At 56.9% G+C, this 6,478-nt stretch carries 4 protein-coding genes; all 4 read right to left on the bottom strand.

The annotated features are described in order from the left end of the window. Positions 1–353: 353 nt before the first annotated feature. Genes gyrB through dnaA form a run of 4 tightly spaced genes read right to left on the bottom strand, consistent with a single transcriptional unit; the run spans position 354 to position 6,469 of the window. Positions 354–2,768 (bottom strand): DNA topoisomerase (ATP-hydrolyzing) subunit B, encoded by a 2,415-nt coding sequence (gyrB, locus tag LO50_RS01190; RefSeq protein ID WP_041013085.1) that lies wholly within the window; start codon positions 2,766–2,768, stop codon positions 354–356. After that, entirely contained in the window at positions 2,765–3,877 is a 1,113-nt protein-coding gene (gene recF / locus LO50_RS01185; protein ID WP_044313828.1) for a DNA replication/repair protein RecF, read from the bottom strand. Before recF ends, gyrB begins: the two co-directional genes overlap by 4 nt. 9 nt (positions 3,878–3,886) lie before the next feature. After that, the gene (gene dnaN, locus LO50_RS01180) at positions 3,887–4,990 is read right to left on the bottom strand and encodes a DNA polymerase III subunit beta (RefSeq protein ID WP_014818479.1); all 1,104 of its coding nucleotides are present in this window, start codon (positions 4,988–4,990) and stop codon (positions 3,887–3,889) included. 33 nt (positions 4,991–5,023) lie between these two features. Then, positions 5,024–6,469: a chromosomal replication initiator protein DnaA gene (gene dnaA / locus LO50_RS01175; RefSeq protein WP_044313827.1), complete on the bottom strand. Its 1,446-nt coding sequence runs from the start codon at positions 6,467–6,469 to the stop codon at positions 5,024–5,026. Between the last annotated feature and the right edge of the window lie 9 nt (positions 6,470–6,478).

The raw sequence follows: 6,478 nt of genomic DNA, 5'->3' as shown, positions 1-6,478 counted from the left end.
TGGCAGGGTGGCAGGCACATCAGCATGCGGTTCGTTTTAAAGAAGCCGCAAGCGTGTCGCATCGCACTTCCCATCAGTAATCATTGCTGATGGGCGATGCCTTTTTGATTGGCATAAATTGCAGCGCTCCAGCCGTCCCGCCGAATCTCCCAGAATTCGTCCACGCGAAAACGAGCTTTTTTGCCCCTTCCTTGTAGCTTCACTACACTGCAAATCTATGCGGTACTGTGTGGCTATGCCTAAGAGCCTGATCGACAAAGAAAAACCCCGGCGCTAGGCCGGGGTAGTGACAGAAATTGTCATGACAATAACTTGCACAAACATGACAATTTATCTGCCCGTCGACAGGCGGATCAGAAGTCCAGATTAGACACTGCCAGAGCGTTGGTTTCGATGAAGTCGCGACGCGGTTCAACGGCATCGCCCATCAGGGTATTGAAGATCTGATCTGCACCAATGGCATCTTCGATCGTCACTTTCAACATGCGCCGTACGTTTGGATCCATGGTGGTTTCCCACAGTTGATCCGGGTTCATCTCGCCCAGTCCCTTGTATCGCTGAACGCTGTGGCGGCGCGTGCCTTCGGTCATCAACCACTCCAGCGCTTGCTTGAAGGTGGATACCTGCTTTTTGCGCTCGCCGCGCTGAACATAGGCTCCCTCTTCGAGCAGGCTGTTCAGCTTCTCACCGAGAGCGGTTACGGTCCGGTAATCGTTGCTGGCGAAGAAATCACGGTTGAAGGTGATGTAGCTGGCCAGGCCGTGGGAGCTGATCTCAACTTCCGGCAGCCACAGGTGGCGCTCTTTGTCTTCACGCAAGCTGACGTTGTAGATCAAACCGGAGCGTTCACCGACCTTGAGTTGCGCGCTGTACTGCTCCAGCCAGGCCTGCATCGCGGCGTGATCGGCCAACTGCTCTACTGAAACACGCGGCAGGTAGATGAAGTGCTCAGTCAACTCCAGTGGATACAGACGCGATAGGCGCTGCAGAGTTTTCATCACAGTACGGTAATCGTTGACCAGCTTCTCGAGCGCTCCACCAGAAAGGCCTGGGGCATGCTCATTGACGTGCAGGCTGGCGTCTTCCAGGGCCGACTGGGTGAGGTATTCCTCCATCGCCTCGTCGTCCTTGATGTACTGCTCCTGCTTGCCACGCTTGACCTTGTAGAGCGGCGGCTGGGCGATATATACATAGCCGCGCTCGATCAGCTCAGGCAGCTGACGGAAGAAGAAGGTCAACAGCAGCGTCCGGATGTGCGAACCGTCGACGTCGGCGTCGGTCATGATGATGATGTTGTGATAGCGCAGCTTGTCGATGTTGTACTCTTCACGCCCGATACCACAGCCCAGAGCAGTAATCAGGGTGCCCACTTCCTGGGATGAGATCATCTTGTCGAAACGCGCCTTCTCGACGTTAAGGATCTTGCCCTTGAGCGGCAAAATTGCTTGAGTCTTGCGGTTACGACCTTGCTTCGCCGAGCCACCCGCGGAATCACCCTCCACTATGTAGAGTTCGGAAAGCGCGGGATCCTTTTCCTGGCAGTCAGCAAGTTTGCCCGGCAGGCCGGCGATATCCAGAGCGCCTTTACGACGGGTCATTTCCCGGGCCTTGCGCGCAGCCTCGCGAGCACGGGCGGCATCGATCATCTTGCCGACCACGGCCTTGGCCTCGCCCGGATGCTCGAGGAGGAAATCACCGAAGTACTTGCCCATCTCCTGTTCCACGGCCGTTTTCACTTCCGAGGAAACCAGTTTGTCCTTGGTCTGCGAGCTGAACTTAGGATCCGGAACCTTCACCGAAATGATCGCAGTCAGGCCTTCGCGGGCATCGTCGCCGGTAGTGGCGATCTTGTGCTTCTTGGCCAGACCTTCCTGCTCGATGTAGGAGTTCAGGTTTCGCGTCAGCGCGGAGCGGAAGCCGGCCAGGTGAGTACCGCCGTCACGCTGAGGAATATTGTTGGTAAAGCAGAGAATGTTTTCGTTAAAGCTGTCGTTCCACTGCAGCGCCACCTCGACACCAACGCCGTCGTCACGCTGAACGTTGAAATGGAATACCTCGTTGACGGGGGTTTTGTTTGTGTTCAGGTAAGCAACGAACGCGCTCAGACCGCCCTCGTACTTGAACAGCTCTTCCTTGGCGGTACGCTCGTCCCGCAGGACGATACCGACCCCCGAGTTCAGGAATGACAGTTCGCGCAGACGCTTGGCCAGAATATCCCAGCTGAAATGGATGTTCTGGAAGGTTTCGGACGACGGCTTGAAGTGAATCTGTGTACCCGAGGTATCAGTTTCACCTACCGGAGCCAAAGGTGCCTGGGGCACGCCATGACGGTAGAGCTGTTCCCAGACCTTGCCCTCGCGGCGGATGGTCAGCATCAACTCCTCGGACAGCGCATTGACCACCGAAACACCTACGCCGTGGAGTCCACCGGATACCTTGTAGGAGTTGTCATCGAACTTACCGCCGGCGTGCAGCACGGTCATGATGACCTCTGCCGCCGAAACACCTTCCTCATGGATATCCACCGGAATGCCGCGACCGTTGTCGCGAACGGTGATGGATTCATCGGTATGGATGGTGATGGAGATATCGCTGCAATGCCCGGCCAGCGCTTCGTCGATCGAGTTATCGACGACCTCGAAGACCATGTGATGCAAACCGGTGCCGTCGTCGGTATCGCCGATGTACATGCCAGGGCGCTTGCGCACTGCATCAAGGCCTTTGAGTACCTTGATGCTCGACGAATCGTACGTGTGGTTTTCGCTCATGCCTTCACTCCCGAGGGGCCGTGGATCTGGGTAATTTGCCCATGTTCCACGTGAAACATTGAGACTGGCGTCTGTTCATGCCAGCCTTCTTGCAAAATGGATGAATCTACGCAGGTGATAAACACCTGACAGTTAAGTTGCTCAAGCAACTTGCACAGCGCCAACCTATGTTGGGCGTCCAATTCGGACGGCAGATCGTCGACAAGATAGATGCACTGACCGCGCTTGGTTTCGCTAACCAGATGGCCCTGAGCAATACGCAATGCACACACCACCAATTTCTGCTGGCCGCGCGATAGCACTTCAGCCGCGTTGTGATTGCCAACCTTCAATCGCAGATCCGCACGCTGCGGCCCGGATTGGGTATGCCCTAATGACCTATCCCGTTCCAGCGAAGACGCCAGCACATCAGCCAAGGAGCGGTCTTTATCCCATCCCCTGTAATAACTAAGCTTCAGGCCGTCCATGTCGAGCAAGGCCGCGAGGGTCGATTCAAATACGGGCTTAAGTGCCTGAATATAGGCTCGTCGATATCCGTCAATTTCATCACTGGCCAGCGTCAGTTCCCGGCTCCACGCCGCATCCGAAGCGCCGTCCAGTGTACCATGCCGCAGCCACGAGTTCCGTTGCCGGAGCGCCTGCTGCATGCGCAGCCAGGCTGGCATGAACCGATGTTCCACGTGGAACACGCCCCAATCAAGAAACTGCCTACGTAATTTCGGTGCGCCTTCGAGAAGACGAAAACTATCCGGATTGATCAGTTGCAAAGGCAGCGTATCGGCAAGCTCCGCGGCTGACCTGACCCCCTGTCCGTCGATACGGATCCGGACGTCACCGCTACGATCCCGGGAAACTCCCAACGCACGACTGTGCTGATCTGGCAGTTCAACTTGACCAAAAACGGTGCACGCCGATTGTTCATAGGTGATGACGGGGTTCAGCCGAATGCTACGAAACGAGCGCGCCAGCCCGAGCAGGTGAATGGCTTCGAGCAGGCTGGTTTTTCCGCTACCGTTATCGCCGAACAGGATGTTGATTCGAGAGGAGGGAGATAACGTCACCGGGTGCAGATTGCGGACCCCGGTGACGGAAAGACGACTGAGGGACATGAAGCTGGTTTACAGACGCATCGGCATCACGACATATGCGGAATCGTCGTTATCGAATTCCTGAACCAGAGCACTGCTGTTCGCGTCAGACAGAATCAGACGCACCTGTTCGGTGGTCATCACGCCCAGCACATCGAGCAGATAGCTGACGTTGAAACCGATCTCCAACGAACTGCCGTTGTAGTCGACCGCAACCTCTTCCTCAGCTTCTTCCTGTTCGGGGTTGTTCGCCTGAATCTTCAATAGCCCACTTTCCAGCTGCAGACGAATGCCGCGGTACTTTTCGTTGGAGAGAATCGCCGTGCGACTGAACGCTTCACGCAGCAACTGACGATCTCCTACCACAAGCTTGTCGCCACCACGCGGCAGTACGCGCTCATAGTCCGGGAACTTGCCGTCCACCAGCTTGGAGGTGAAGGTGAACTCGCCAGTGGTGGCGCGAATATGGTGCTGGCCCAGAACGATGCTGACCTCGGCGTCCTGATCGTTGAGCAGCCGCGCGAGCTCGAGGATACCCTTACGCGGCACGATGACCTGATGCCGATCGGGTTGCTCGATCCCCGCCTGCATCGAGCACATCGCCAGGCGGTGGCCGTCCGTCGCTACCGCGCGCAGCATTCCGCTTGAAACTTCGATGAGCATACCGTTGAGGTAGTAGCGAACGTCCTGCTGCGCCATGGCAAAGCTGCTGCGCTCGATCAGCTTGCGCAGCTTGCCCTGTTCGACGGTGAAGGAAAGCGAACCTGGGCCTTCTTCGACCGTAGGGAAGTCATTGGCCGGCAAAGTTGAAAGGGTAAAGCGGCTGCGCCCGGACTTGATAACAACCTTCTGATCATCGAGACGGATATTGATCAGCGCATCGCTCGGCAGGCTCTTGCAAATGTCCATGAGTTTGCGCGCCGGAACGGTGATCTCGCCTGGCTCGGCGGCCTCTTCAAGGGCAACACGGCCGACCAGTTCGACTTCGAGATCGGTACCGGTCAGCGACAATTGCTGTCCTTGCACCACAAGCAGTACGTTGGACAGCACCGGCAAGGTCTGACGGCGCTCAACGACGCCAGCAACCAGCTGCAGGGGTTTCAACAGGGCTTCGCGCTGAATGGAGAAATGCATGGTCTGGTCCCTTGCCTATAGATTAGGTCGCACTCAGGTTGTCAAAGTTCGCAGCAAATTCTTGTAATCTTCACGTATATCCGCGTCAGTTTCCCGTAGTTCGGCGATCTTACGGCAAGCATGCAGAACCGTGGTGTGATCCCGCCCACCGAACGCGTCGCCGATCTCAGGGAGGCTGTGGTTGGTCAGCTCCTTGGACAGGGCCATGGCCACCTGCCGCGGTCGGGCGACCGATCGCGATCGCCGCTTCGACAGCAAGTCAGAGATCTTGATCTTGTAGTATTCGGCCACGGTGCGCTGGATATTGTCGACGCTGACCAGTTTATCCTGCAACGCCAGCAAGTCCTTCAGCGATTCGCGAATCAGTTCGATCGTGATATCGCGCCCCATGAAGTGAGCATGGGCGATGACCCGCTTCAGCGCTCCTTCGAGTTCACGGACGTTCGAACGGATCCGCTGGGCAATGAAGAAAGCCGCGTCGTGGGGCAGGTCCACCTTCGCCTGGTCCGCCTTCTTCATCAGGATCGCTACACGAGTCTCAAGCTCGGGCGGCTCAACGGCAACGGTCAGCCCCCAGCCAAAACGCGATTTCAGACGTTCCTCAAGGCCGTCGATTTCCTTGGGATAGCGGTCACTGGTGAGGATGACCTGCTGGCCACCTTCGAGCAGCGCGTTGAAGGTGTGAAAGAACTCTTCTTGCGAACGCTCTTTTTTGGCGAAGAACTGGATATCGTCGATCAGCAGCGCATCGACCGAGCGATAAAAGCGCTTGAACTCGTTGATGGCATTGAGCTGCAGTGCCTTGACCATATCGGCCACGAAACGCTCGGAGTGCAGGTAAACCACTTTGGCGTTGGGGTTCTTCTTCAGCAGGTGATTACCCACTGCATGCATCAGGTGGGTCTTACCCAGGCCAACACCGCCGTACAGAAAAAGCGGGTTGTAGCCATGCTTGGGATTGTCGGCAACCTGCCAGGCAGCGGCTCGCGCCAACTGGTTGGATTTGCCCTCGACGAAATTTTCGAAGGTAAAGGTCCGGTTCAGGTAGCTGGTGTGCTTGAGCCCACCCTCGACCTGCACGGTACGCTCGACACGCGGCTGCTCGGGTTCACTGTTGTCAGCCGACAACGGCTCGAAGCGTGGCGCCTGCATGGCCGGCGCAGGCGCGCTTACTGCCATTGGCTGTGGCTGAGCACGTGCAGCAGCAGCCGAAGGAAGAGCGGCGGATGACGTCCGTTTACTGCCTATAAGGAGAGTAAGCGCCGGAGCGATTCCGCTTGAACGCTCCGACAGCAGTTCCAACAATCGGGAAAGGTACTTTTCGTTGACCCAGTCGAGCACGAAGCGATTGGGCGCATAGACGCGCAGCTCATCACCATCGCCTTCCACCTGTAGTGGACGAATCCATGTGTTGAATTGCTGAGCAGGCAGTTCATCGCGCAAAAGCTCAACACACTGCTGCCAAAGTTCCACCGACACGGAAGCTCC

The sequence above is a fragment of the Stutzerimonas stutzeri genome (genome assembly GCF_000935215.1).
Taxonomy (GTDB): Bacteria; Pseudomonadota; Gammaproteobacteria; order Pseudomonadales; family Pseudomonadaceae; genus Stutzerimonas.
Note: the sequence above shows the minus strand (reverse complement) of the source record. Positions and strands in the feature narration are given on the sequence as shown.

Coding starts and splice junctions, on each gene's coding strand:
- recF (WP_044313828.1), bottom strand. CDS start 3,877: ATGTCCCTCAGTCGTCTTTCCGTCACCGGGGTCCGCAATCTGCACCCG.
- gyrB (WP_041013085.1), bottom strand. CDS start 2,768: ATGAGCGAAAACCACACGTACGATTCGTCGAGCATCAAGGTACTCAAA.
- dnaN (WP_014818479.1), bottom strand. CDS start 4,990: ATGCATTTCTCCATTCAGCGCGAAGCCCTGTTGAAACCCCTGCAGCTG.